1 protein-coding gene is annotated in these 371 nt (G+C 46.9%); it reads right to left on the bottom strand.

Going from position 1 to position 371, the window contains the following annotated elements; translation table 11 throughout:
• On the bottom strand, window positions 1–327 hold a 327-nt coding region (locus tag SB725_RS30295), incomplete at its 3' end, for a hypothetical protein (protein ID WP_410923039.1).
• Window positions 328–371 lie beyond the last annotated feature (44 nt).

Genomic DNA, 371 nt, shown 5'->3' with positions numbered 1-371 from the left:
ACAATCGCCTTCAAGCGTTTTAAAAGTTTGCTGTAGTTGCTGCAGGCTTATCGGTGTGGTCAATGTTAGATGGACACACTGATTGGTATAGTCAGGCTTTGGCTGTTCCAATGTTGCAGTAAAATCAGGATTTTGAAAAGCCGTAGACAATCGCACTGCACCTAGCGCTGCCAAGCGTTGCCGAGCAAGCGGGAGATACTTGTCGGCTTGATAGTTACTACCTAGCGCTAACACTAGCTCTACCACGGGTTGCGCTTGCACAGTCTCAGGTGCGCATTGTGTGAACGTTGCCAAATTCAAATCCACTGACGTTTTATGCATCATCATCTTGGCTAACGTTAACTTCTTTGGCAGCTTCTTTGGTAGCTAGC

It is taken from the genome of Pseudomonas sp. SIMBA_041 (assembly GCF_046535095.1).
Taxonomy (GTDB): domain Bacteria; phylum Pseudomonadota; class Gammaproteobacteria; order Pseudomonadales; family Pseudomonadaceae; genus Aquipseudomonas; species Aquipseudomonas mucoides.
This window is presented reverse-complemented; position numbering and strand designations above follow the sequence as displayed.